Origin of the sequence: Vibrio sp. THAF190c, from assembly GCF_009363355.1 — a bacterium.
Classification (GTDB): domain Bacteria; phylum Pseudomonadota; class Gammaproteobacteria; order Enterobacterales; family Vibrionaceae; genus Vibrio; species Vibrio fortis_A.
On the sequence record NZ_CP045340.1, the window covers coordinates 293,488 to 318,745 of the forward strand.

Annotated in this window: 26 protein-coding genes; 18 read left to right on the forward strand and 8 right to left on the reverse strand. The window is 42.7% G+C overall.

Features of this window, described 5'->3' with window-relative positions:
- The 6 genes from FIV04_RS24115 to FIV04_RS24140 all read left to right on the forward strand — a co-directional run bounded on the left by FIV04_RS24115 (position 1) and on the right by FIV04_RS24140 (position 8,094).
- Positions 1-1,650 carry a DUF1800 family protein gene (locus tag FIV04_RS24115; protein ID WP_152470937.1) on the forward strand — a complete coding sequence of 550 codons (1,650 nt, stop codon included), beginning with the start codon at positions 1-3 and terminating at the stop codon, positions 1,648-1,650.
- Positions 1,647-2,957: a DUF1501 domain-containing protein gene (locus tag FIV04_RS24120; RefSeq protein ID WP_152470938.1), complete on the forward strand. Its 1,311-nt coding sequence runs from the start codon at positions 1,647-1,649 to the stop codon at positions 2,955-2,957. Before FIV04_RS24115 ends, FIV04_RS24120 begins: the two co-directional genes overlap by 4 nt.
- 56 nt (positions 2,958-3,013) lie before the next feature.
- Positions 3,014-3,568, forward strand: coding sequence for a class IV adenylate cyclase (cyaB, locus tag FIV04_RS24125; protein WP_152470939.1), 555 nt, complete (start codon positions 3,014-3,016; stop codon positions 3,566-3,568).
- Between the two features lie 192 nt (positions 3,569-3,760).
- The gene (locus FIV04_RS24130) at positions 3,761-4,726 is read left to right on the forward strand and encodes a DHH family phosphoesterase (protein WP_152470940.1); all 966 of its coding nucleotides are present in this window, start codon (positions 3,761-3,763) and stop codon (positions 4,724-4,726) included.
- Positions 4,727-5,029: 303 nt separating this feature from the next.
- Positions 5,030-7,510 (forward strand): ATP-binding protein, encoded by a 2,481-nt coding sequence (locus FIV04_RS24135; RefSeq protein ID WP_152470941.1) that lies wholly within the window; start codon positions 5,030-5,032, stop codon positions 7,508-7,510.
- A gap of 179 nt (positions 7,511-7,689) precedes the next feature.
- On the forward strand, positions 7,690-8,094 hold the full coding sequence (locus tag FIV04_RS24140; RefSeq protein WP_152470942.1) for a hypothetical protein: 405 nt from the start codon (positions 7,690-7,692) through the stop codon (positions 8,092-8,094).
- A 321-nt stretch (positions 8,095-8,415) separates the two neighbouring features.
- Here the strand turns inward: FIV04_RS24140 and FIV04_RS24145 are convergent, their stop codons facing one another.
- From FIV04_RS24145 to pflB, 3 genes are all read right to left on the reverse strand, one after another.
- Positions 8,416-8,850, reverse strand: coding sequence for a MarR family winged helix-turn-helix transcriptional regulator (locus tag FIV04_RS24145; protein ID WP_152470943.1), 435 nt, complete (start codon positions 8,848-8,850; stop codon positions 8,416-8,418).
- Positions 8,843-9,466 carry a DJ-1/PfpI family protein gene (locus FIV04_RS24150; RefSeq protein ID WP_152470944.1) on the reverse strand — a complete coding sequence of 208 codons (624 nt, stop codon included), beginning with the start codon at positions 9,464-9,466 and terminating at the stop codon, positions 8,843-8,845. Before FIV04_RS24150 ends, FIV04_RS24145 begins: the two co-directional genes overlap by 8 nt.
- Positions 9,467-9,789: 323 nt before the next feature.
- Positions 9,790-12,087 (reverse strand): formate C-acetyltransferase, encoded by a 2,298-nt coding sequence (pflB, locus tag FIV04_RS24155; protein WP_152470945.1) that lies wholly within the window; start codon positions 12,085-12,087, stop codon positions 9,790-9,792.
- A 404-nt stretch (positions 12,088-12,491) separates the two neighbouring features.
- On the opposite strand from pflB, the gene FIV04_RS24160 reads away from it, so the two are divergent.
- Together FIV04_RS24160 and FIV04_RS24165 are read left to right on the forward strand one after the other, a co-directional pair.
- The gene (locus FIV04_RS24160; protein ID WP_152470946.1) at positions 12,492-14,288 is read left to right on the forward strand and encodes a hypothetical protein; all 1,797 of its coding nucleotides are present in this window, start codon (positions 12,492-12,494) and stop codon (positions 14,286-14,288) included.
- Positions 14,289-14,619: 331 nt separating this feature from the next.
- On the forward strand, positions 14,620-15,345 hold the full coding sequence (locus tag FIV04_RS24165) for an SDR family NAD(P)-dependent oxidoreductase (RefSeq protein ID WP_152470947.1): 726 nt from the start codon (positions 14,620-14,622) through the stop codon (positions 15,343-15,345).
- A 62-nt stretch (positions 15,346-15,407) separates the two neighbouring features.
- Here FIV04_RS24165 and FIV04_RS24170 read toward each other — a convergent pair whose 3' ends face one another.
- Positions 15,408-15,818, reverse strand: coding sequence for a MerR family transcriptional regulator (locus FIV04_RS24170; RefSeq protein ID WP_152470948.1), 411 nt, complete (start codon positions 15,816-15,818; stop codon positions 15,408-15,410).
- Positions 15,819-15,896: 78 nt separating this feature from the next.
- Between FIV04_RS24170 and FIV04_RS24175 the strand changes: the two genes are divergently transcribed.
- Positions 15,897-16,808: an SDR family NAD(P)-dependent oxidoreductase gene (locus tag FIV04_RS24175; RefSeq protein ID WP_253895600.1), complete on the forward strand. Its 912-nt coding sequence runs from the start codon at positions 15,897-15,899 to the stop codon at positions 16,806-16,808.
- A gap of 51 nt (positions 16,809-16,859) precedes the next feature.
- Here FIV04_RS24175 and FIV04_RS24180 read toward each other — a convergent pair whose 3' ends face one another.
- The gene (locus tag FIV04_RS24180) at positions 16,860-17,294 is read right to left on the reverse strand and encodes a bacteriohemerythrin (protein ID WP_152470949.1); all 435 of its coding nucleotides are present in this window, start codon (positions 17,292-17,294) and stop codon (positions 16,860-16,862) included.
- Between the two features lie 336 nt (positions 17,295-17,630).
- Here FIV04_RS24180 and FIV04_RS24185 point away from each other — a divergent pair, with 336 nt between their 5' ends.
- The 5 genes from FIV04_RS24185 (at position 17,631) to FIV04_RS27355 (ending at position 21,140) form a co-directional block, all read left to right on the forward strand.
- Positions 17,631-18,809 carry a GGDEF domain-containing protein gene (locus FIV04_RS24185; protein WP_172974322.1) on the forward strand — a complete coding sequence of 393 codons (1,179 nt, stop codon included), beginning with the start codon at positions 17,631-17,633 and terminating at the stop codon, positions 18,807-18,809.
- Between the two features lie 38 nt (positions 18,810-18,847).
- Positions 18,848-19,330, forward strand: a complete 483-nt coding sequence (locus FIV04_RS24190; protein WP_225311032.1) for a TetR family transcriptional regulator — start codon at positions 18,848-18,850, stop codon at positions 19,328-19,330.
- A gap of 563 nt (positions 19,331-19,893) precedes the next feature.
- Positions 19,894-20,328, forward strand: a complete 435-nt coding sequence (locus FIV04_RS24195) for a hypothetical protein (protein ID WP_152470951.1) — start codon at positions 19,894-19,896, stop codon at positions 20,326-20,328.
- A 69-nt stretch (positions 20,329-20,397) separates the two neighbouring features.
- On the forward strand, positions 20,398-20,604 hold the full coding sequence (locus FIV04_RS24200) for a hypothetical protein (RefSeq protein WP_152470952.1): 207 nt from the start codon (positions 20,398-20,400) through the stop codon (positions 20,602-20,604).
- Positions 20,605-20,615: 11 nt separating this feature from the next.
- Complete coding sequence (locus FIV04_RS27355) at positions 20,616-21,140, forward strand: prepilin-type N-terminal cleavage/methylation domain-containing protein (protein ID WP_152470953.1); 525 nt, start codon at positions 20,616-20,618, stop codon at positions 21,138-21,140.
- A gap of 151 nt (positions 21,141-21,291) precedes the next feature.
- Here the strand turns inward: FIV04_RS27355 and FIV04_RS24210 are convergent, their stop codons facing one another.
- The 3 genes from FIV04_RS24210 to nrtS are packed head-to-tail and all read right to left on the reverse strand — an operon-like array spanning position 21,292 to position 23,232.
- Positions 21,292-22,023 carry an EAL domain-containing protein gene (locus tag FIV04_RS24210; protein WP_152470954.1) on the reverse strand — a complete coding sequence of 244 codons (732 nt, stop codon included), beginning with the start codon at positions 22,021-22,023 and terminating at the stop codon, positions 21,292-21,294.
- Between the two features lie 49 nt (positions 22,024-22,072).
- Positions 22,073-22,990, reverse strand: coding sequence for a methyl-accepting chemotaxis protein (locus FIV04_RS24215; protein ID WP_152470955.1), 918 nt, complete (start codon positions 22,988-22,990; stop codon positions 22,073-22,075).
- Entirely contained in the window at positions 22,990-23,232 is a 243-nt protein-coding gene (gene nrtS, locus FIV04_RS24220; RefSeq protein WP_152470956.1) for a nitrate/nitrite transporter NrtS, read from the reverse strand. The genes FIV04_RS24215 and nrtS overlap by 1 nt, the downstream gene beginning before the upstream one ends.
- Positions 23,233-23,608: 376 nt before the next feature.
- On the opposite strand from nrtS, the gene FIV04_RS24225 reads away from it, so the two are divergent.
- From FIV04_RS24225 to FIV04_RS24240, 4 genes are all read left to right on the forward strand, one after another.
- Complete coding sequence (locus FIV04_RS24225; protein ID WP_225311031.1) at positions 23,609-23,899, forward strand: DUF3144 domain-containing protein; 291 nt, start codon at positions 23,609-23,611, stop codon at positions 23,897-23,899.
- 63 nt (positions 23,900-23,962) lie between these two features.
- The gene (locus FIV04_RS24230; RefSeq protein WP_152470957.1) at positions 23,963-24,331 is read left to right on the forward strand and encodes a hypothetical protein; all 369 of its coding nucleotides are present in this window, start codon (positions 23,963-23,965) and stop codon (positions 24,329-24,331) included.
- A gap of 131 nt (positions 24,332-24,462) precedes the next feature.
- Positions 24,463-24,906 carry a hypothetical protein gene (locus FIV04_RS24235; protein ID WP_150873318.1) on the forward strand — a complete coding sequence of 148 codons (444 nt, stop codon included), beginning with the start codon at positions 24,463-24,465 and terminating at the stop codon, positions 24,904-24,906.
- Positions 24,907-24,928: 22 nt separating this feature from the next.
- Positions 24,929-25,237 carry a hypothetical protein gene (locus FIV04_RS24240; RefSeq protein ID WP_152470958.1) on the forward strand — a complete coding sequence of 103 codons (309 nt, stop codon included), beginning with the start codon at positions 24,929-24,931 and terminating at the stop codon, positions 25,235-25,237.
- The last annotated feature ends 21 nt before the right edge of the window (positions 25,238-25,258 follow it).

The window sequence follows — 25,258 nt, forward strand, 5'->3', positions numbered from 1 at the left end:
ATGTTAAAGCGTTCTCAATTAAAACTGAGCGTCTGTTTTCTTAGTCTCTCAATGCTCACGGCATGCGGTGGAGGAGGAGATGGCGGCGGTAGTTCACCTGCACCCAGCTCCCTAACACAAGAGCAGCGTTACGACCTTTTGTATCGCTCGACATTTGGCCCAGAGCCAGACTCTTATCAAGAATTAGCCAACTTAGGTTATTCAGCTTGGTTAGATCAGCAGTTTTCTATGTCTCCAACTTTGCACTCAGCTCGATTGCAACAATACACGTTGGCAGAGAACGCAGACACTTACAACCAATCTGATCGTGTGGCGGTTTGGTGGGACGTTAGCCTGAATGCGCCCGACCAACTTCGCCAGCGTGTCGCCTTCGCGCTGAGTGAACTGTTCGTGATCTCTAGGTACGGTGCGAGCCTAGGCGGTCGCGCCGTCGAGATGACTGATTACTACGATATGCTTATTACCCATGCGTTTGGCAACTATCGTGATCTTATAGAATCGGTGACGTTGCATGCTGCAATGGGTGATTACCTATCCATGATGGCAAACCAAAAAGCGGATCCAGACAATAACCGCTTTCCAGATGAGAACTATGCACGTGAAGTGATGCAGCTGTTTAGCATCGGTCTGTATGAGTTAAACCAAGATGGTACAGATAAACTGGACAGTCAGGGGCAACTGATCCCAACTTACTCGCAGGATGATATTGAAAACCTTGCGCGAGTATTTACAGGCTGGCACATCGCCGAAAAAACCAAACCATGGTGGGGTTCGAAAGAGGGAAATTGGCTTGTCCCAATGGTGGCTTATCCTGACTATCATGATGACGAACAGAAAGTTGTGATGGGCAATGTTTTTGCTCAAGGCCAGACGCCAGAGCAAGACATGGCGCAAGCGATGGACATGTTACTTAACCACCCCAATACCGCACCTTTGGTCAGTAAACATCTTATTCAAAGATTGGTCACGTCGAACCCTTCTCCTGCTTATGTCGCTCGAATTAGCGCATTGTTTTCAGATAATGGGTCAGGCGTGAGAGGCGATCTTAAAACCGTGATTCGCGGCATTTTAACCGATAGCGAAGCACTCATTGGCGGCGATCGAGCGCCTGCCAAAATGAAAGAACCTTTGATCGCGATGACCAATTTTTTCCGCGCATTCGAAGCGAAATCAGCTGATCCTACTGGACGATTCCATAACTCCATTAACACGTTTGGTGCATACGGGCAGTCGCCATTAGGTTCGCCAAGTGTGTTCAACTTCTTCTCTCCAGATTACGCTCCAAACGGCGAGATTGCGGCGGCTAAAGACGTAGCGCCTGAGTTTGAAATACTGAGTTGGAATAATTTCATTCTGACGAACAATCAGCTTTGGACTGCAACCGGCAGAACGAATTACAACGGAGAAACCAACCCGTCTCGTATCGTTATCAATACAGCGCCACTAGAAGCGATCGCCAATGATCATGAAGCTCTGATTGCAGAAATTGAAAGGCGTTTACTCTCTGAAAGAATGAGTGATGAGCTTCGGGAGATAGTATTAGAAGCATTAGAAGAGCTTCGAGATACACAACAGAGTTTAAAGGTTCGTAACGCCATCTATATCGCAGTAACGAGCCAAGAGTTTCACATTGAGGAGCTAGCCCAATGATTTCACGTCGTCAATTATTAGCGGCTATGGCCTCAACACCTATTGTTTCAATGATAGGCACTAGCTCCGCTTATGCGTTGCCAAATAATGATTATAAGGCTCTGGTTTGTGTCTTTTTGTTTGGCGGAAATGATGGTTTCAACATGCTCGTGCCAAACGATAACGCACACTACGATGAATACGCGAATGCTCGTCCAGACATTGCCATCCCACAAGCATCACTACTGCCTTTATCATTAAACACTGGGTCAAGTTTATCGTTAAGTTTGCATCCATCTATGGGTGAAGCTCAGAGCCTGTTTGACAGTGGAAAAATGATCGCTATAGCCAATAGTGGTGTACTCATTGAGCCTGCGACTAAGGCAGGATTGAAGGATGGTACACATGCGATGCCACCTTTCCTGTTCTCTCATAATTCCCAACAAGCGGAATGGCAACGTGGTTGGTCTGGAAGTAATACAACGCTAGGTTGGGCAGGTCGCTTAATGGATGTGTTGAGTAGCGATTCCGAAGCCATTAGCCCAACTTTCAGCCTTAACGGCTATGCTCAGCTATTGAATGGTAGCGACCATACGGCCAATTTGATCAATGCCTCTTCGCTACCAAAAGTGAATGGAATTAATAACGCCCAACGTCGAAAAAGTTTCGACCGTGTTATGAAATTATCTCCACATACAGCATTTGGGCGAGAATTTGACCGCGTCAAAAACGATTCGGTTTCGATAAGGGATACGCTCGCTAACGCGATTAGTTCGATACCTGAAGAGGGGCACTTCCCCGATTTGTCATTGAGTAAGCAACTGCATACGGTCGCCCGATTGATCAAATCAAGTGACCAGCTGGGTCATCAAAGACAAGTTTACTTTGTCGGTTTTGGTGGTTTTGACACTCACGCGAATCAATTGAACGACCATGCGGAGCTGATGAGCGCTTTAAGTCAGTCGCTCGCTGCGTTTAATCAGTCCATGGAGGCGGCAGGTTTAGGTGACAAGGTAACGACAATGACAATGTCCGATTTTGGTCGCCGTCTCGCAAGTAATGGCACCGGCACCGATCACGGCTGGGCGAGTAATCACCTTGTGATGGGCGGTGCTCTCAATGCTGGGCAACTATACGGGCAATGGCCATCTCTGATCCTTGATGGAGAGAATGACTTCAACAAAGGGCGTATGATCCCAACGACATCCGTTGAGCAAATCGGTTCGACGATTGCTAAGTGGATGGGAGTGAATACCGACAGCGCGATGGACTATATTTTTCCCAACCTGACGAATTTCTCAGTGAAAGATTTAGGCTTTTTGAAATAGGTAAACTCAAGATTTTCCTGATAGAGTAACGCTCAAATATTGAGAAGAGTAGTCACATGAGCGCAGAGCATTTTCAAGGTCAGTACGAGGTCGAATTAAAGTATCGTCTTGAGTCAAAGTCAGATTTCTTAGAGGTGTTGGGTAGCATCCCTCATGAAATAATGCTGGAAGATAATCTAGAGTCGGATTGGTACTTTGATACGCCAGACAGGAGCCTGCAAGCACAGAATAAGAGTGTTTGTATTCGTTCGATGGAACCGTCGGGTATCAAACTCTGGATAGTCAAAGGCCCTGAAGCAGACCGTTGTGAAGCGACCAATATCACCGATGCAATCAATGCCAAGAGCATGCTTGAAACCATGGGGTATGAGGTTTCGTTGAAAGCATGTAAGACACGAAGCATCTATTTTGTAGGTAAATTCCACATCACTGTCGATTCTTTAGAAGGAATCGGTGATTTCGCAGAGTTTGCCATCATGACCGACGATGAATCCATGCTTGCGACCTACAAGTCAGAACTTAAAGCCTTAGCCAGTCAATTTGGCCTAATCGAATCTTCACTCCAAACTAAATCTTACAAGCAGATGTTTCTGGAGCGGGAAATTCAGTAACGACTTAGGTAAAAAATAAATGCACTGTGTAGGCATCAATATGTTTCATCATTAGATGGCTCACATTGGCATCCTGTCCCTTCAATCGTGTTATATCACCTAACAACTTGATATTGATATGAAATGAAGTCGCTTGTAAAAATACAACTTCGTGTTTTGACCAATTCGATTTAGAGAACTAAAGGAACCCCAATGCACTACGATGTATTCAATGGAGACGCAGACGGCATTATTGCGTTGTTGCAACTGCGTTTGAGTGAACCAAAAGAGAGCGTGCTTATTACAGGCGTTAAGCGTGATATTAAGTTGCTCTCTCAAGTTGTGGCTCAAAAGGATGTTTCTTCTGTTACGGTACTTGATGTGTCGATGGAGAAAAATCATGATGCGTTACGTTCGCTGTTGGATGCACAGGTCGACGTGTTCTATTGCGACCACCATCGTACAGGTGAAGTGCCTTCTTCTACTCACCTTGAAACCTTAGTCGATACTGCACCAGAGTGTTGTACCAGTTTGTTGATTAACCAAAAGCTGAACGGTGAACATGTTGCATGGGCAATCGCAGCAGCCTTTGGCGATAACTTAAAAACGGTTGCGACTAAGCTCGCGCTAGACAGTGGTTTCAATGAATCACAAATCGCGTTCTTGGAAGAGTTGGGCATTTTAATCAACTACAACGGTTATGGAGCGTCACTCAGTGATCTCCACTTCACGCCTGTTGAACTCTACCAAACGCTTTCTCAATACCCAAACCCGTTTGATCTTTTGAATGATGAAGAGTCGGTATTCTACCGTTTGCGTGCAGCTTACCAAAATGACTACCAACAAGTGTCTATTCTCGCTCCGGCTTATGAGAGCAATTCAGCACGTGTCTTTGAATTACCGAGTGAAACGTGGTCAAGGCGTATTAGCGGTGTATTTGGCAATGAGATCGTTAACCAAGATCCAAACCGTGCTCAGGCTGTGCTTACAAAAAACCAAGATGGCGAATCTTATACCGTGAGTTTGCGTGCACCCTTGTCGAATAGAACTGGCGCCGATGAGATCTGTTCAAGTTTTGAAACGGGCGGTGGTCGTAAAGCGGCGGCGGGCATCAATGTGTTGCCAGAAGCAGACAAGCAACGTTTTATTCAAGTATTAACGGATTACTATTCGAAGTAGGTTGGAATGACGAGCTTATTGCTAACTTCGTTCTCACTGCAGAGAATAACGAGGTTGGTTGTCGTTCTCTTTTGACTTATTTTTACAGTCATTCCAGAGCTGAGGCATGAGCTATCTGGAATCTCTATAATCTGTGAAAGCTCCCCCCTTGTATTTCTACCCTTCACTGATTGAGATGAAGAGAATAATAGATAGTCCACTTTGCTCTGAATGGCTGATAGAGATAAGAATCGATCCCCTAAGGTGATATTTATTCTATAGTTTTTATATAACTTTGAAGAATCACACGGAAGAAATTTAAGCATGGCTAAGCTCTCTTCGTTCAGCCCCAAAGTATTGTTAGTTCTTTTTATATTGCTCACGTCTTTGACGTACGGTGGCATATCACTTTACGTGCTCACTAACCACAGTCAATCGACCGTCAAACAGCTACAAAGTGGGAACAGTAGTTTCGAGCTTGAGTCCGCTAAGATTTTTATGGAGAAGTATCTAGAAGTCGCGGAAGATCGCATTGTGTTAGCGTCTCAGTACCAAGGCGTTATTGATGCCGCATCAGAATCGAACATTGAACGCCTCTCTTACCATCTCGAACGCTTCAAAGGACAAAATCAATCTATGCAATTCGCGGTGCGGGATCGTACAGGTCAATTGTTGTTTGAAGACACATTTCGTCACCCTGCCGCTACACAAGAGCAAGCCATTTTCAAAGCAATAGCAAATAAAGAAGTGAATGAACGCATATTGTATCTTTTGCATGATGATACGAACCATATCTGTATAAAGTTGTTCATGCCCTTATATCAAGCGGGGAGCTTTACTGGTGTGATATATGGAGAAACAGCCGTCGACTACGATGACTTTTTTGGTTCGTTCGTTACCAATAGAGAACGTTGGTATGAGTTGAGCCAAACTGAGCCGCCGGTTGCCTCACTTAACAAAGCAGACAGTCAGGTCGAAAATGAACACCATTCGCACGGTACAGAGAAAAGCGAATACAGTGAAAAGGACTGGCTACTAACCCAAACGGCTCTAACTAGAGGCGACTTGGTGTTAACCCAAGGGATCAGTCGTTCGTTTCTCAACGATCAATTATCAACGCTTCAGAAAGAGCTATTGAATGGGCTTTTTATCATTTTAACAATTAGTTCTGTTTTGGTTGCCTTGATGGGACAAAAGCTGTTTGTTAACCCTCATAAAGAGCTAGACGGTTCTAAGAAGCTACTTGAAGAGTCTAATAAACTACTAGCAGAAAAAGAGCGCGATAGTCACTTACTGGCGACAGTGGTGAAAGCTGCTCGGGACGCCGTTATTATCACTGACAAAGAAGGGCGTATTGAGTGGGTAAATAGCGCTTTTGAGGTCATGACAGGTTACCGATTAGACTCCGTAAAAGGCTTGAAACCCGGCTCATTTCTACAAGGTGAAAACACTTGTTCTGAAACGGCAAGTCGCATTGGATCTGCGCTCAAAAAGGGTAATCAAGTTAAAGCTGAAATATTGAACTATACGATCGATAAGTCACCTTATTGGGTGGATATCGACATAGTACCTTTGCGTACTGATGAAGGCGAAGTTGAACACTTTATTGCTATCGAACGTGATGTTACCGATATCAAGAAGCTTGGGCTAGAACTAGAAGAGCAAGCGAGCAAAGCACGTCAGGCCAATGAAGCTAAATCACTATTTTTGGCCACGATGAGTCATGAGATAAGAACCCCAATGAATGGCCTGTTAGGGATCTTACAGATGCTTGTCGACGATTTAGAAAAAGAAGATCAACGAGATGTCCTGAGGTTGGCATTAGGCTCAGGCGAGCATCTGATCGCAATCCTGAACGATATTCTAGACTTGGCTAAAATTGAAAACGATAGCCTGGAGATTGCCCCACACCCATTTAAGATGTCTGAAATTACCAACCCTGTCTTGAACACTTATCAAACTTTGTGCTCCGAGAAAGGTATTGAGTTTAACCTTATCGATGGTTGTGATCCTTCACTCGCATACAATGGCGATTCTGTTCGCATTCGACAAGTGTTACTTAATCTAGTTGGAAACGCATTGAAGTTTACTGAAAGCGGTTCAATTAATGTAAGCGTTAAACGAATAGCTCCAACAAAAATGGAGTTTGCCGTTGAAGATACTGGTATTGGGATCCCCAATGACAGATTGAGTTCAATTTTTAACGAGTTTGAGCAAGCGGATTTATCAACAACACGTAACTACGGTGGTACAGGGCTAGGGCTGGCAATTTGCCACAAACTTGTGACTTTGATGAATGGACAACTCAATGTAGAAAGCGAGGTTTCAAAAGGAAGCCGATTCAGTTTTGTCATCGACCTTCCAGCAATAGTGCATAAAGACGAGAAGGGGGCAGAAACACAAACAGTCGACTTGACTTCGTTTAAGGTTTTGGTGACTGACGATAATAAAATGAATCGTATTATTGCCAAAGGCTTTTTGGACAAATTGAACGTTGAATGTGCTACTTGTGAGGATGGCTATGAAGCTTTAAATCAGCTGGAATCGGGCAGTTTTAACCTTGTGATAATTGATAACCACATGCCGAAAATGAACGGTGTGGAGACGGTTCAGAAAATACGAGAGGCTGGCCATAGCGACCTTGTTATCATCGGGTGGACCGCAGACATCATGCAAACATCGACTCAAGCTTTTTTAGAGGCCGGAGCAAACGAAGTCCTTACTAAGCCATTGATAAAAAAAGATCTTATAGAGGCGCTTTCTCGTCACCTAAATCACATTAAAACGGTCGATAGGGCAAGTTAATTGCGGCTTGTGTTGGTATTGAGGAGCTATTTAAGTAAGTTTTGCCTCTTTCTTGTTAAGCTAAATACTCATTCATGAGCTGTACATCTGATTTTTCATGAACAATCGAGTAGAAACCTTGCTAGTTATAGAGTTAGGTTGCATTTTACTACTTTTGCCCCGTTCACTTAGGATCGTCTATGAGATATCTATGCTCAGTGCTTTTATTATTGTTTTCTAGTGCTTCAATTGCAGGTCAGATGTATAAGCTTCCGTCTGGTGAAGAAATAGAAATCATTGGTGTTGAATATGGATATGTCACAGGGGCAGATGAGTGGGTATATGCGCTCAAGTATTTGACTAATGATCTTAGCGACATGGAAGTGCTATGCCAAAGAGCAAATCACTTGTGGCCAGTGATTAAGCAACAAGTAGAAAGCAAGGGGTGGTCATGGGCAAGTGTGAAAGCTCAAAAGGTAACTGAACAATCAGACCTTTTGCTTGGTTCGGGCACAAAAACCGAATATACCGGGTATGCAATCGGTTTTAAAAAAGACGAGTATGGAAATTGGGTGAATGTTGGAGACAAGTGTTCTCAAAATTAACCAAAATTCGACAGAATATTGGGAGGGAGCATAATCTAAAACTCACTCATAGGATTCCATCCAAGGCCTATCTTGTACCCCGTGCTCCGATTGACTTTATGCTTTTGAGATAGAGCCAAGTGAGTGATGTCTGTAAACTTGAGATGATTTTTCTTATCAAAAACAACCCTCATTATCCCCAAAGGTTGTTGTGTTGGTATATTGAGCTTCGCTAAGAAGCTTTGCCCCGTTCTGCGTTAGAATGATTATTCATTAGCTAATCGTGCCACTGAAATCAGGTTACATTTTCTCATGATTGACAGTCTATATCACTCATATAGATTAAAGGCTTTTCATTGCGGTTGATAGCTCAGTTATGGCTTTGACCATTTCAGCCACTTTTTCTTCCCCAACCGTATCAATTAGCTGCTCAGCATATGCTGTATGAAATGGTCTTATTTTTGACAGCGCATTGTGACCTTTAGGAGTTAATTGAAGTAACTTAGCCTTTTGGTGAGATGGGTTTACCAATGTTTCTAACATGCCTTCATCAATAAGTTGTTTACTGGTTCTCTGAACACTTTGACGTGTAATCCCCATTTTACGTGCAACTTCAGCTTGTGTTAGAGATTCATCCATAAGAGCCCCCAATACTTGCCAACGAGTTGCTGTGAGATCTGCTTGAGAAGCAATATTCTCGGCGATTGATAAAAACTGACTATTTAAAGAAAAAACTGTTAAGGCTAAAGTACTGAGGTCATGTCTTGGATCAGTCATTGAGGGCAGTCTCCATTAACTCGTAAAAACCTGTGATGTCTCGTTGTTCGAATAATTTCAACCAGGAATTGAGCGTGTTTTCAGAGTAGACCTCTAACTTCCTGAATATCGCCGCCGCAAAGGCAACAGGTTCAATTCCCCCAGCAGTGATCAAATAGTCTGTCGATACAACTGGTTCTTGGATATAGTTCTGGCTACCTGCATATCCTGTCATTTCCAGAAATTCTTTTGCATTACTAGTATGCGGAACATTATCTAATATACCTTTTCTCGCTAAAGCAGCGGTTGCACCACAGATAGCTGCTACACAAATACCATTGTCGATAAAACCCTTGGCTACATCTACAAAATCATCGATACCGCCTGTAGCAGCATCATCTGAACCACAAAGAATAAGCATTTTACCATCAGAGGGATTGAGTTTATCGAGAGATAAATCTGGCACTACGGTTAATCCACCTTTAGTTCTAATCGATTCTTTATTTTGCCCAACCGTCTTTACTTCAAACCTACCAGGGAAAGCTTGAAACTCTTGAGAGTTGATATGAGCCAAGACATACCCATACTCCCAATCCGAGATACCGTTATATACGGCTAGATAAATAGATTCCTTCATAAATCAGACCTCAAAAATGACAACGGGCTTACATAGTGTCAGCGTGCTGTCATTGTTGCAAGAAAAAAACTCAATGGAGTAGCGTACAATCTTACACACCTTGTACTATTTACCGCTAGCAACCTCACTCTTTACAACTTTTAATCAGAGTTAGTTTTTGCTGGTGTTCATAAAGTTGATTTTTACCTAATACAATACATATTTTGCGTGAAAATGACTCAAAAACGCTTTAACAACTAAAACGCCCGATACGAGGCATCGGGCGTTTTAACTACTGCCGTTTGAGCTATCTCAGGGCAGTAAATGGTCGTGAAGACAAAGCATCACATCTTTTCAGTAAATGTACGAGTAATCACATCTTGTTGCTGCTCTTTAGTCAGAGAATTGAAACGCACTGCATAGCCGCTCACTCGGATTGTGAGTTGTGGGTATTTTTCTGGATTCTCTACTGCATCTAACAACATTTCACGGTTTAGTACATTGACGTTGAGGTGCTGACCCCCTTCAACTGTGATATCGTTTTCACCACTTTCATGGTGGAAGTAGCCATCCATCAATGCCGCTAGGTTCTGTTTCTGACTGTCGTCATCTTTACCTAGTGCAGTTGGTACGATTGAGAATGTGTACGAGATACCATCTTTCGCGTACGAGAACGGCAGCTTAGATACTGAGCTCAGTGAGGCTACGGCGCCGTTTTGGTCACGGCCATGCATTGGGTTTGCACCCGGTCCAAACGGCATACCCGCTTTACGGCCATCCGGTGTGTTCCCCGTTTTCTTACCATAAACGACATTTGAGGTGATCGTCAGGATCGATTGAGTTGGGGTTGCTTCACGGTAAGTGTGCTTCTTCTGAATTTTCTTCATGAAACGTTCAACAAGGTCACAAGCAATATCATCGACACGATCATCATTGTTACCAAATTGAGGATAATCACCTTCGATAGTAAAGTCGATTGCAATGCCATCTTCATCACGAACCGGTGTTACTTTAGCGTATTTGATAGCGGCTAATGAGTCTGCAACAACAGAGAGACCTGCAATACCACACGCCATAGTGCGGTGTACGTCTTTGTCCATTAGTGCCATCAGAGAAGCTTCATAGCTATAACGGTCATGAGAATAATGAATAACATTCAACGCCGTCACATATTGAGTGGCTAACCAATCCAGCATCTGATCAAATTGTGGCATTAAGCGGTCGAAGTCCAACACTTCATCCGTAATTTTTGCGCGCTCAGGACCAACTTGAAGTTTAGATTTCTCATCGATACCACCGTTGATGGTGTAAAGCAGCGCTTTTGCTAAGTTTGCACGAGCGCCAAAGAACTGCATGTGTTTGCCTACAATTTGTGGGCTGACACAGCATGCGATCGCGTAGTCATCATTGTTGAAGTCTGGGCGCATCAAGTCATCATTTTCATATTGAAGCGATGAGGTATCAATTGATACTTTTGCCGCGTAACGTTTGAATGCGTCTGGTAGATTTTCAGACCAAAGAACCGTCATGTTTGGCTCTGGTGCTGGGCCCATGTTGTATAGCGTATGTAAGTAACGGAAAGTGGTCTTAGTTACGAGTGTGCGGCCATCTATACCCATACCAGCCATCGCTTCTGTCGCCCAGATTGGGTCACCAGAAAAGAGTGAATCGTATTCTGGCGTGCGCAGGAAGCGAACCATACGCAGCTTCATGATGAAGTGGTCAACTAACTCTTGTGCCTTCGATTCAGTTAATGTGCCGTTTGCCAAATCACGTTCGATGTAAACATCGAGGAAAGTGGATGTACGACCGAGCGACATTGCCGCACCGTTTTGCGACTTAACCGCTGCAAGGTAACCAAAGTAGGTAAACTGAATGGCTTCTTGCGCGGTTTTGGCGGGTGCTGACATATCAATGCCGTATTTAAGACCCATGGTATGGATATCTTTTAGCGCTTTGATTTGATCAGCAAGTTCTTCACGCAGTTTAAGCGTTTTATCTAAGTCATTACCTTGCTCTAAGAAACGTTGAGTAGAGTGGAATTGTTGTGTCTTATCGGCAATGAGAAACTCAATGCCATACAATGCTAAGCGACGGTAATCACCAATGATGCGTCCACGGCCGTAGGCATCAGGGAGACCGGTAATGATACCTGACTTACGACAAGCGATGATCTCTTTAGTGTAAAGATCAAAACAAGCAGTGTTGTGAGTTTTACGATATTCAGTGAAGGTTTTTTCAACAAGTGGGTCTAGTTCTCTGCCGTAAACTTCGCACGAGCTTTTCACCATACGAATGCCGCCATTAGCAATGATTGAACGCTTTAAAGGCTTGTCTGTTTGTAGGCCAACGATGGCTTCCAGATTTTTATTAATGTAACCCGCATCGTGAGAAATGATCGTTGAAGGTAAATCTGTATCGAAGTCGATCGGTGCGTGTGTTCTACTCTCTTCTTTAATGCCTTCTAATACGCTATCCCAGAGTGAAGTCGTTGACGGTGTCGCTTCTGCTAGAAAGGATTCGTCGCCTTCATAGGGTGTATAGTTCGCCTGGATGAACTCGCGAGTATTCACCTCGTTTTGCCAATCTCCACCTTTGAAACCTTTCCACGCTTCTAACATTACAGTTGTTGGAATTGTCATATAAGTACCTCATAAACTTACTTTTTTGGCGGACCGCCCGGTCTCGTCTTTGCCAAGCAATATATGGAAATAGTGTCTATGAGTAAAATGAATGCTTTTCAAAAATAAAATGCATAAAATACATATATTATTTGTAAGGGTATTTTTGCCGTTGGATTTAAGCGCTATGGTTGGAAGTTGTTACATTGCTGATTAGGGAAGACTCTCTTCTTAGAGTTGTACTTAAGGATGAGTTTTGGCGGATATGCACTCTTTTGGAAGTAGGATGACTCTGGTTATCTATATACCCATTCCAAAAGAGCCTCTGGAAATTTAATGATCTAAAATAAAGATCATCGTCCTTTATTTTGGTAAGGTTGCTCCTCATAGACATGTAATATCTGTAAAACCATAAGAAAGGCAAAATGAAGAAGGCAATCCTATCTGCAATGATCACCGCAACCCTTGTCGGTTGTGGTTCTAGCTCAAGTGACGACAATAAACCTACCCCTAAAACCACTGTTACTGGCGTAGCTGCAAGCGGCGCTCCTATCTATGGTGAAATCACTGTTTTAGACTCACTTGGTGACGTACAAAAGTACACAGCAATAGAAGGCGGTAGTTTTCAATTTGAGAAAAACAGTATCGAAACTCCTGCGATTGTAAAAGCGGTAGGGGCGGCTGGCGGTGGCAGTCATGAGCTATATTCAATTATTCTCAAAAGCCACCAAGAGATTGGAGTGTCGAACATTACGCCATTCACAAACCTCTTGATCTCGAAAATCACGCAGAAGCCTGCAAGTGAAGTCTATACGGATTTTGACAAATACAAGGCTGAACTGACTTTAGAAAAGTTAGATTCTGCACAACAAGAACTAAAACTCGTGCTAAAGCCTCTGTTATACGGCGCCAACATTTCTGATGATTTCGACCTCGTGAGCTCGGAATTTGAAGCGAATTATCAAGACATTGATGCAATTCTCGATCTTGTTGACATTACACTGTCTGAAACCGAAGCGAAGTTGACCTATAAAGGGGATAAAGACTACTCGGTGACATTGGCTTGGAGTGAAGACTGGAGTAATAAATCATTCCATAATGGCGCGGTGGATCTAGCTCCTGAAGATGTTGAAGAGCCACTGACTTACATCGTTGCAGCTGACAATATTCTTGAAGAAATGGTGATGGAACAAGAAGAAGAGGCGTTCCTAGCCTATGTTCATGAAAATGCGTTTTGGTACGGTCAGCCAAAGGAGGGTATCTTTGATCAGTTTAAATACAACCTGCCCAATGAAAAAGACCTGATGAACCGTTACAAGGACTACGTGATCCAAGAGGTGGCGAATGATGGCTCATATCTGCTTGCCTATACTGAATGTTATCAAGATTCACCATTTGCGACGTGTGGTCGTGCTAAAGCATGGTTTGCAAAAGACGGCAGCGATGACATTAAGTTTATGGGACGTAAGGATAAATTACCTTTAAGTATCTCAGCCATCATTAAAGCGGGCTTCTTTAACCCCAACGACCGTACACAAGGTAACTGGGCGATCGAAATTGACGGATTCCCAGATGCAAGCACGATTTGCAGTAAAATCCCAGCGAGTTTCGACAACACCTCATGGTTTGCCGGTGCCCCTAAACTAGCGGACATATCGGATTATATGGATCTAACCGCCATTACTATTGCTGGTGATGGTATCGAGGGCGCTATTAATATCGATAGTATCTATAAAGAAGTGAACGACGGGAAAATCACAGGTTGCCATTTTGTTGATAGTTCCTATCGTAACCCTTGGTCGAATGCACCCTATAGCCTAGTGATTGATGGCTACCAAGTTGCTCCAAGTGCCGTGATTAACGACAACACAAAGTACCAAGTTACTTACCAATATAAAGACGGTTCGAAAGAACACGAGCAGATCTCTATCGGTAAAGGTAAGCAATCTAGTGACGATATGGGTAAGTATATTGCTGAGATCACCGAAAGTCGTTCAGGGAGTAACGACTTCTACATGAGCTGGACTCGAGAATCGAAGCTTGCCACAGATATCGATGTTTGGGTTCAAGAGGTTGGCAAATTTGGTAGTCAACGAGTATCGGTTCCTGATGGAGCGAAATCGGCAAGCTCTAACGAGTTCAACGAGATAGAGCGAGCAACTTTAGTGGCTTTTGATGAGTATGGTCGTAGCATCAGTGTCGGATATTCATTTGATGATTGACCTTGTTGTCGTTGTTAGGTTGTGAACTAAAAGCCGCTTGCTGTTATGGCAAGCGGCTACCTATTAGGGCTTGTTAGCTAAACAACCTCCATTGCCCTAAAGTTTTTTGACGAAGAAGAATGGGAGCACTAACTAGGGAGGTGTTTTAAAGTAGGTATTAGTAGAGACTTCCTTCTATATGTTCTCTATTTACCTAATCGAGGAGGCATGACCAACAAATCGCGCCGGTTCATTTAGCTTCTTTTAGGTTTGATATAACGATATCCTCACCTATTTTTTTATGCTTTTTCACCCTAGAATTGAGACCATTACAAACAACCAAGAACGCAGAATGTATAAAGATAAAGTGGTCGTTATTACTGGTGGTAGCCAAGGCATCGGTCAGCACCTCGCTAAAGCTTATCTAGAGCAACAAGCAAAAGTGATCGTATTTGACATTGCCCCAAACCAGAATCCAAATGTCGATTTTCACCTTGTTGATTTAGGAAAACCTGAGTCGATAGATAAAGCTTTTAATGAGATCAAATGTCAGTATGGCAAAGTTGATGTGCTCATCAATAATGGTGCGATTGCCAACTTTAATAAACCTATTGAACAACTCACGTTTGAAGAGTTTTCACGTGTGATAGATGTAAATCTCAAAGGTGCGTTTGCATGTTCTCGCCGATTTATTGAGTTGAACCAAGCTCAACCCTATGGACGAATAATCAATATCGCTTCTACGCGCTGGAATCAAAACGAATCGGGTTGGGATGCTTACGGCGCATCAAAAGGTGGTGTGGTTTCCATGACACAATCTATGGCCATCTCGTTGTCAGAAACCCCAATTACAGTCAACGCGGTCAGCCCGGGCTGGATTCAAGTGGAAGGGTATGATGAGCTTGATAGTTTCGATCATCAACAGCATCCATCAGGTAGAGTAGGTAAAGCTGAGGACATTGTTAATGCGTGTCTGTTTCTAACACATCCAAACAATGACTTTGTTAATGGCCATAACTTGGTTGTTGATGGGGGAATGAGTAAAAAGATGATCTACCAAGACAGTTTGCTAGATTAAATCAACTGAACGACTTCTGGAGGTTGATCTTTGATAGCTCTGTTAAACGAAACATAACCAATTCATTCAGCTTGTTCGCTCCGTGGGAAAAGGTACTTGTGATTCTCGCAGTGACGATCCACTTTCCCTTCTATTTTGTCAATTTGGTCTTGGATGAGATTCTTGACATCTTGAGCCTGCTGAATGATTTCATCCATGCGTTCAGACTGCTTGAGTAAAATGGAAATCGCCTCTGTATCGGACATGTCATAGTTTAGAAATGCATCGAGCAGTGGCTTAATTTGCTTTAGCGTCAAACCCATATTTTTTGCTTTTTGAATCAGGTAAAGCCTGTTCAATGCTTGCTTATTAAACTCCCGATATACTCGACTTCCTGCCTGCACTGATGAAGAGGATATTAAACCCAACGATTCATAGTGCCTAACGAGCTCCTTTGATACACCTGCTTGTCTACATAACTCTCCAATACGCATAATTATTCTCTTGACTGTGTGGTATACCACATAGATTAAGCTCAACTCTCTTTGATATCAACGATGAGGATTTTGGGAATGAGTTGTAAATGGACAACCCTAGATATGCCTGACTTAACGGGTAAAGTGGCGATTGTTACCGGTGGTAATGCAGGCCTCGGATTTCAGAGTGCGCTGGTACTAGCGCAAGCCGGTTGTAGGGTGGTTATTGGCTGCAGAAGCAACAAGAAAGGTTTGTTGGCCAAAGAGAGATTACTGCACCTTGTACCCAACGCGGATATAGAAAATCTCCCGCTTGATCTGACAGATTTTTCATCCGCTAGGCAATTTGCTTATACCGTTTTGGAGCAGTACGACCGCCTTGATATCTTACTTAACAATGCCGGTGTAGTGAACTTAAGTGAGTTACAACATACGAAGCAAGGGCACGAAATGCATTTTGCGACCAATCACTTAGGGCACTTTCTACTCACCGGGTGTTTGTTGCCTTTGGTCAAGAAAACTGTTGGTGCAAGAATCGTTACGGTGAGTAGTGGAGGGTACAAGTTCGGAGAGATGCGCTTTGATGATCTTGATTGGAAGATAAGGCCCTACCATCGAATGAAGTCTTACGGTGATAGTAAGCTCGCTAATATGCTGTTTTTTCGTCAGCTCCATAATCTATTTGAGTTAAATGGCATTGATGCTCAATCGTTAGCCGCTCACCCAGGGCTCACCGCGAGCGAAAGGCAACAAACACAAGGTGTTGGGGGGCTGTTGTCTAAGTGGCTCGCATGTCCTATTGAGAGCGGGGTACAGCCGCTGCTTCGTGCCTGTTGTGATCCCAATTGTCACAGCGGTGATTTGATAGGTCCACGGTTTGGTATTCGCGGGCGCCCAGTGAAAGAGCAATTAAAAGTTACCGCAATGGATCAGGAAGTTGCGGATAAGCTGTGGGACTACTCTAGTCACGTCACCGAAATGGTCTTTTCATTCGGTGATGTGGATTAGTTGAAAGCGTTCTTGCGTTGGCTTGTCTTAGTGACAAGAAACGACAACGACCTAGTTTCCGTTTTCTAATGTCAGTAAGTTTCGGTATTTGTCTGAAGAGCGTAGATACCTTGCTAAAGCACGGTCATTTTGTTCTGCGATGATATGGTCTATGAGCCAACGCGCCATAAATACAATGATTTCTTTAAGTTCGATCTGCCCATTAACGTAGTGTGTGTACTGGTTTCTCAGCTTTTTGAGTAGCATTTTATGTACTTTTTGGTGCTGCTCAAACCCGTCGTAATGGGTGATCATCATGATGTTATCTTCACTTAAAAAGTGAAACTCTGCGTAAGCAATCACCTCATCAATTAAGCGGCGTACAATCGCTTTGGACTCGTTCTGAAACATGATCAGTTTGTTAATCATTGCCAACAAGTTCTTATGTTGAAGATCGAGCTCTTCTACATCTAAGCTGTACTCTTTTTTCCATGTATAGAGATGCATTGTGATCCTCTATTATTCTCACTAGATTTGTTATTGATAGAATGATCTGCACTTTATAGATTTCTTTGGTGAATGGGTATCTTAACCATAATTTTTGTGAGGATAGCTCGGTTTACACAGCTCTTGTGTTTCATAGTTTCAGTATAACTGACGGGAAAATAAGAGCTTTTTTGCCATGACGTTCTTAATAGCCAGCCTAGACAAACAACGTTTTGATATTGATGCGCAGATACCTTCCATTTTTTCAGAAAAACATAAATGAATTAATGGTCAATGTCCGTTATCATGAGGGCGAAATGTAAGAGCACTAAAGTGAAACTGGGAAAAGAGATGACTATGAAGCAAGATGTTAGCATAAGCATTAATGCCATCACTGAGCAGATCCGATACAAAATTATCAATTACGGCTCGATGTGGGTTACTGCGACCCAAGCATTACTTTGTCTCACGGTTGGCTACTATGTCGGTATTGATTCTCGGAGTGCGTCACCGGAATATTTCCCTGAATTGGCATACAGCATAGTCTTGCTATTCTTCGCTTGCATTGTGTTTTCTTGGGCTAAACGATCTCAGCATCGCGATATATTGTTAGCATTTGGTGCTCTGTTCACCAGCGGCTGTGCCATCCTTTTAACACACATTACTAACGCTGCATTTTTGGCGCCAGATGATGGGAAAAAGATTCTACTCATATCGTTTTTGATCATGTTAATGAGTTGGAATGCGAGCAGATTGGTACTAGGAATCAGTACATTACCTATTGTTTTGTTTTATACATATTTAACCTCGAGCCAACCGGATGTCGCGTTGATCGACATCGTAATTAGTAGCGCCAAGTTTCCTATCTTACTCATCGTATTCTATTCGACGGTACGGAAGTTCTTTGAGTTTGTTGAGGAAAAGCTTTCAGACAAAATTAAAAGAATTCATAGGCTTGAAAAGAACTCTCATCTTGATGAGCTCACTAGAATAAAGAATAGAAAAGGCTTTAATTCAGATTTAAACCTAGCTATCGATACAGCGAGAAGATCGGATTCTAAGCTTGCTATTGCGATCTTGGATATCGACTTTTTTAAGCAGTACAACGATACAAAGGGACATCCTGCTGGAGACCTGTGCCTTAAAACAGTCGCTGCTACCTTACGTTCTCAATGTCGTCGCTCAATTGACAGCGTTTGTCGTATTGGCGGTGAAGAGTTTGCGCTTATCATGCCTGCAACTTCTGCCAATCAAGCGGCTAGTATTGCCGACAATATTCGAATGGCGTTGTCAAAAACGCGTATTCAACACCCTAAGTCGACAATTTCGGACTACGTAACTGTAAGCATCGGTATTGCAGAGTTTGGCGTAAAAGATGATTTTGAATCGCTTTATCAGCGAGCGGACAAAGCGATGTATAAGGCAAAGGTAGGAGGCCGCGATCAGAGCATCATTTGTTTCGAAGAATGTGCGCTCTGCAATTCAGATTTACAAACGAATACTAACGTCGATGCACTAGGTCTGAGTGGAAAATAACGGACAATTTTAAATTTTGGTACATATAAGGTGAATATTTGCGTTATGATGCTGATCTGGAACAGTTAATGGAGAAAGAGATGCCTAGAGTAAGCCAAGAAGTAGCCAAGCAAACCCGCAAACGTATTATCGAATCAGCGATAAAAATCGTCACGCTCGAAGGTTCTAAACATCTGACGTTCTCTAACATCGCTAAGAAAGCGGATATCAGCCGCTCTGGTATTAACTGTCATTTCAAAAGAAAAGAAGATTTAATGGATGAAATCCGCCCAGTTCTTGCTGAGCGCGTGGAACAGGCTTTAGACTTTTCATCACCTGACAACTTTTTCCAATCTTGGCGTAATGCTGTCGATAATGATCGAATGTTCCGAAATTTAATTGCTAACTTAGAGTATGTGATTGATGGAAAAACTGGTACAGCAAGCTTGATTGAAAAAATTCAAGGAGACAAAGAAGAGGTAATTAAAACTACCTATATGGCAATTGGCTACGCAGTTATTCATATTGGTAAGGCAGGATAACGTTTATTTTTGAGCAGAAACCTATCAAGTGAGGGTGTCTTTGATAAAACGATGCGACTCACTTTTGAAAGTGTTTTTTCAGGAGCGAACAGTGCTTACAAATGTATCTTTCACACTCTTTTCAAATTGAAATACCTCCCAATCAAAGAGTGAACCAGGTCAATTGTGCGTTAGATACGCGACGTAACCTATTCTTCCTAACTACAACATCCTAGAGTCCCTTCCCAGTGTCGTGTGGTTATCTACATTCTTAGGCTTAGCTCACCCCCTGTATCAGTTTCGGGTTCGTCATTATTCGCCTCCTTTGCTTCAAAATTTATGGCGAACTACCGTTTGTTGATTGAGTTTCTGTCCTTTATTTATTCTGGTTTAAACCTATCTAATTATGTGTCTCTCCCTTGGTTCGGATTGTGTAACATTTGATGCTTTTCTTAAATTACTGAATTTAATAGTTTTATATTTAATTTTAGATGGTTTTTTACTCACATTTTACTTGTTGAAAAGGAGGTTGAAATTCACACAAAAGAAAAATAAAATACATTATCCTTAAAATTGATTGGGTAGTGAGTAAGAATTTGAGAAAAGCCGACAATGCGCAATTTGCACTTGAAAACTTTTTAGAGAAGCATAAACAAGACGAAGGACAACATCATTTCAACGGTAAATACTACGCTACTCTCACAGATCTCATTGAGGACAACAAAGCGGACGGACTGAGCTGCTCCCTGGTGAACAAGCGCCTGAAAAATGGTCTATCACTGGCGGAAGCATTGCAAAAGCCGCGTTGTGCCGGGGAGTTCACCCAGCCCAAGCGTTCCAACCACTTTTACGGTGGCAAATGCTATAGCAGTTATAAAGCGATGATCATCGATAATATGCACGCTTCACTTTCTTATAGCGCGGTCTACACCCGCCTGCGTAACGGTTGGAGCTTAAATGAGGCACTTCAATCACCCAAGCTAGAGATATTCGACAACCTGAACGGCGTTAAACAATAACACCCAATTCAAAGCATTCTTCGTAACGGACTACACGTTGAGCCATAACACCAATGACCGAACACGAATATGAAAATAAACCTTTATACCCCACACATTCAGCACGACCTAAAAAGTGCAGCTCGATTTATCGACAACCACACGGACTTGAGTGCCAAGCTCAACAACCGCAACCAGATCGAACTCAAGACTGAGAACGGGGTGACAGTTAGACGCCTTGATGGAAATACCGTCGCACAAAAAATGAATCAAAACAGCATCAGCACCTACGTTTAAATGAGGCAGTAATGAAAAAAGCGAGTGGTTTTACCCTAATAGAGTTGGTTGTCGTCATCGTGATCTTAGGTGTGTTAGCGGTTACTGTTGCGCCGCGATTTTTAAACCTTCAAACCGATGCAAAAAACAGCGCTCTACTCGGCCTGAAAGGGGCCTTGGAAAGTGCTATGGCAGTGAGTTACGGGAAACTCGCGATTGATGGCCTTGAAAATGATGGGAATGTGTTTTTCTTCCCTGGTGTGAGAGAAGCGGATTGGTGTGAACGTTGCTATTTCATGTATGGCTACCCAGGAAACAGTTCAATGACCTTTCCTTATTTACTTTCAGAGATCACTGCAACTCCTAATGAAGACTCGGATTGGTTTGTTGGCGCTGGTGGTGCTAAACCAGACCAAATCATTTTCAGTTTTCCGGAGCGTTTTGAAGGCACTGTGCTCAACAGCGATAACTGTTATCTACAATACACTGCATCTAAACTAGACATAGAAACACAACAAGTCACCCCCTACACATTAGAGGTCATCCCTTGTGAGTGAATGCGGAATGTGTGAAGACCCTTGTCGTGCAGGCAGTTTTACGGTGCGTGTTCCAAAGTGAACCAAGGGGGAATATCACTGCAAGCTGCAGTTAAGTGGCGCGATGAAGCCGGATCTCATGAGTAGGGAGAAGTGCAATAGGCGATGAGACTCAAACAAGTGGCTGCGGCTTATCAAAAAGATAGCCTTGCGCTAGGTCGATGTTCAGTTGCTCCGCCATTTCGAGCTGGACTTGTTCCTCAATTCCTTCAGCTAACACAGCACCACCATAGGCATGGACTGCTTTGACGACGGCTTTTATTTCATCGACTAGGGCGGGGTCAAACGTCAGCCTACTGATGATTTTGATGCAAAGCTTGACTACCTCTGGTTTGACTTCGTCGATCAGAGCCAAATCAAAAAATCCGCAGCCAACATCGTCGAGCCAGAACTGATAGCCTTGCTTTCTTAGTTGTGTCATTCGCTGCTTTATTGGTTGCCAATCTTGTATGGGTAGGTGTTCAGTGAGCTCAATCTTAATTCTTTCAGCCAGTGCGTAGCGATTTAGTATTTGAAATACTGTGTTGTCTAACAATAGGTTAGGAGCAAGGTTAACGGTGTAACATCCTGTAGCTGTATGGGCGGCAATGTTTTCAAGATGAACTTCGAGGATGACAATTTCCAATTGCCTGCTGAGCTGTTGTGATTGAGCTGCGATAAACAACTGATCGGGTCGATGCCACAAGGAGTTTAAAGGGCCACGAACTAAAACCTCATGTCCATAAGTAGTCTGGCGTTTAAGATCTCGAATAGACTGAACATATGAATATAGTGAACGCTCACTTAAGATATCACTCAGTGAAACAGCAGTTCTTGTTTCAAGTGGTGTTTGGCTTTGGTTCATGTCGCAATTTTCCTTGTTTGCTTACACGCTATCAGAGCTAAGTATTTCTTTATTGGCTCGTTTTATCATCCAGTTGTAGATAAGATAAAGAGTTGACGATCTGTTCCGCGAGTTCATGGTTGTTGCCCGAGAGGCTTATTGAGAGCTTTGTGTCTTCAACCAGGGCTTCCATGTTTTGTTTAACCGTGTTGGAGTCGGACAGTTGAGTCTCAATGGCGTCCATAATGGTTTTAGAAGATGTTTTACTATCAAGCGACATGTTCATCAAATTCTGCATTTTATGCATTGTGTCTTTGGTTACTTCTGAGCTGAGAATAATGACGTCTTCAACCTCTTTTTGTTTATTGAAAATGCTGTCTGATATCTTTGAAATCGACGCCATTTCTGTATCAATGCTCTCAGCGGACTGATTCGCCGTGTTCGCGAGTTGACGGACTTCGTCTGCGACTACTGCAAAACCGCGGCCATGCTCTCCAGCTCGAGCAGCTTCAATCGCGGCATTAAGCGCCAACAGGTTTGTTTGTGCAGCGATGCCTTTAATAGAATCCACCAATTGGGTGACGTTCTTGTTAATCTCATCCAATGATTCGAGTAGTTCGCTAAATTGGCAGATCTTTTCTTTAGAAACCAACACCTGCTCTTCCAAAACCTCTAGCTTGTCGATGGTATTGGCGGCAGTCTCTGCCGTTAGGCTGGAGTATTGATGACTCTCACAAGACAGCTTGTTAATACTTTCTGACTGTTCGATGAAGTGATTCACTAACTCATAGCTCTGTTCAATCGACTCAGCACGACTTCGTGACGCTTTATGAACATTAGCCGCATTGACGTGAATTCTCTTCGCATAGTCGGTGGGATCATTCTGTTTGAATAAAGAGTACTTTTTAGAGATTTTCTCCAGTTCTGCAAGACGACTGGTAGGAACTTCGACAATATCCGGAGACGGTTTTTTAAACGAAAATATCATTATTGGGCGGCCTTCTTTCGGGATTGAAGAGTTGCAGAAACGCTGGCTTGGGTAGACACACAAAAGGGCACGCAGTATGTCATTAAGATCTTGATGATCAGCGTTGCGTCAATGCTGCTGTAGAGCAATTTGTCACCGTGATTAATGAACATAAGAATGGTGCCAACTATCATGGAAACCTTGAGTGAGCGTTTCAGGATCGTAGGTTCGCCTGCGGTTTTAATAAACTGAGTTATAGGCATCTGCAACCTCTGTGTAGGTAAATATTGTTTTGGTGAATCATATACTTTGTTGAACGATTGTTCAAATTGATAGTGACGTTCAACGCAACTTCTGTAAAGTTAATTGCAGCATATTCAATAGCTAAAGATTCTATGTATCTTAGAAGTGTTCTTTTTCATTGAGGTTTTGTCGTATTTCCTCTGTCAGTTCACTTGGCAAAGGCTATGTGGACCGACTTTAGCAAACACACGGGCGCGCTTTTATGTGAGGATAGAGTGCATATTTCAATGTAATATCTCTATTTTTTAGTAGCTTATGATAAATTAATCGAAAGTTGGGTAGGCAGCAAAACGAGACTGCCTGATATTAAAGATGCTATGCACCCAAGGAGAAATCGTGCAAAAAGTAGATGACGAGTTTTACGAGCGTGCAGATGCACATATTCATTTATCTAATGATCAGATAAGTGAGAAAGTGACCCAAGGGAAAGTCAGCGCTTCGAATATGTATGCAACTGCTCGATTTAACGCTTGGGTAAGTGCTTGTGGCTGGAGCTCTGGTGAAGAAATGGCTGCATCGAAACAAGAAACAATTGATTACTTTGTAGAACAATATCGAAAAATGCTTGAAGAAAACTTAGAAGACTATATAGATAACTTCGACTCATATATGAGATCTGGAGAGTAGAGCATAACAAGTTGCTGCACTATGTGCAGGTGAGCAAGGCGTTAGAGAACTAAAGGAGCACTGGTGATAAATATCGAGTTGTCTGATTATTGGGAATTACTTGCTCTTCATAATGTGCTGATGGAAGCTAAATTTCACGAAAATCCCTTCAAGCCAGAAATTCAATTAAGCCCTCATGTAAAGAGTTTAACTGATAAAGTTTTTGAAGCTTTAATAAACACAGAATCCCCAGCACCAGGCTTCGACAAAGCTGGTTGGTTGACGTGGCGAAAAGCAACAGAAGATAGGCGTGAAGTTAAATTGTTGCTAAACAAAATATCATCTGATCCAAGTTGGGTTCACTTAAACCATAGTGAACGTGCTGAATACATTCAAACGTTCATGTCTCCCTTGAAAATCGATGAAGATTTGAAAACTAAGATAATAGTGTAAACGCTCTCTAACAAGATACTCAAAAGGACGCAAAAAGCTTGTGTTGCGGCTCCTTCGTCGCCTATTTTAGCCAACAATTTTGTGCCAGCTTTCGCGGTGTTAGCTGTCCACTACACTACTAAGCATAGAATATGGATATTGATGAAAAATTAGCGCTACTTGATGGTCGGGGAGCGGATGCGGAATACGATGCAGTTAAAGCCCTAAGTGTTCTGGGCTTAGAATTTCCGAAGTTGCTCCTAGCTAAGTATCGAAATTCGAAAAAATGGGGTGAGCGTTTGTCGTGCGTCTATCATGCTTCCAAGTATGCACTTGCCAGTGAGGATGCTTATGAGCTTGCTATTGAGGCGCTTGCGGATAAATCTAAAAGGGTCAGGTATCAAGCTTGTCTGCTTCTTTCCGTCGCTCAAAAGTCTAGCTCATTAGAGCCGTTGGCAGCTTTACTTAATGATCCTGAGTCGTCTGAAGACGCTAAAGCAGCTATAGATGCAATTAAACTCAAAGATCATAATTACTTTGCTGATCGTGATCATTCAGGCATGGTAAAGCTCAATGTTCAACAATATCACTCTTAACAAGGCCAAGCGTTAGGTGTCTATGATAGATCTTCACAATAAAGTTCTTTTAGTGTCTCTTAGACACATAGATGAAAGTGAAAACATAAAGTTCGACACTTTCTTTGGTGTTGTTAATACATTCAATGACAATACTGTTGTTGTCGATAAAGTCGGGGGTGGTCAAGTCGATCTGCCTTACGGTGACAATTATTTTGAACCAGCAACGGGTGAATGGTACGAACTAAAAAATGGTGATTGGTCAGATGAAGTTGATTTCATAGTCCATTTGGATGTGTTCGCAAATGATCTTGCTTACGAAAAATACGGTGTGAAAACACCTAACAAATAATGATTAAGCGTCGCGTAGCCA